The organism is Mycobacterium sp., assembly GCF_008709575.1.
GTDB lineage: Bacteria > Actinomycetota > Actinomycetes > Mycobacteriales > Mycobacteriaceae > Mycobacterium.
Map to the genome: position 1 here is coordinate 1 of NZ_VYIK01000222.1, position 878 is coordinate 878.

Consider the following 878-nt stretch of genomic DNA (forward strand, 5'->3'; position numbering starts at 1 on the left):
CCCGCCAAACCCGATGCGCCCGCCAAACCCGATGCGCCCGCCACCGGCGCGGAAGAACTGACCAGAGTCCCCAGCCCGGCACCAAGCTCCGGCGACACCGCACCCGCCGAGGACGCCGCCGCAGACAGCGCCGCCACCAGCGGACCCTCCGACGTCGCAATCATCGGGAAGAGGGTGAACAGGGTGCCGGTAGTAGAAAAAGCGCTCGCAGCATAAAAAACTCCGAAACCGCCGAAGTCTTCGTAGAGGGATTCTATCGAGCCGGTGATCTGTGACAGGGCGGTCGACGATGCTCCCGAGGACAGCTGGCTCAACAGATTGGGCACCGTGGCGGCTGCGGATGCGGCGCTGGCGTGGCTGACCGCCGCGCCCTGGGCGGCCGCCGCGTCGGGGTTGGTGTTGTTCGGTGCCGGGCTGAACGGGGTCACCTTGGTGGCCGCCGCCGCGGCCCCGGCATAGCCGTACATCGCCGCGGCGTCTTGGGCCCACATCTCGGCGTACTGCGCCTCGGTGGCCGCGATCGCCGCAGTGTTCTGGCCGACAATGTTGGTGGCCACCAACGCCGCCAGTGTCGCCCGGTTGGCCGCCACCAGCGCCGGTGGCACCGTGGCCACAAAGGCCGCCTGATAGGCCGCCGCCGCCGATCGGATCTGATTGGCGGTCTGCTCGGCCTGGGCGGCGGTGGTGGTCATCCACGTCAGGTACGACGTGGCGGAGGCGCTCATCGCCGTTGATGAGGCCCCCGTCCACTGCCCGTCACTCAGCTCGGAGATCACCCCGCGATAGGAACTGGCCGCCGTCGCCAACTCGGTCGCCACCTGGTCCCAGGCCGTGGCGGCCGCCATCAGCGGCCCCGCCCCCGCCCCGGCATACATGCG

1 protein-coding gene is annotated in these 878 nt (G+C 70.0%); it reads right to left on the reverse strand.

Features of this window, described 5'->3' with window-relative positions; genetic code table 11:
- On the reverse strand, window positions 1–878 hold an 878-nt coding region (locus tag F6Q13_RS18035; protein ID WP_293059453.1), incomplete at both ends, for a PPE family protein.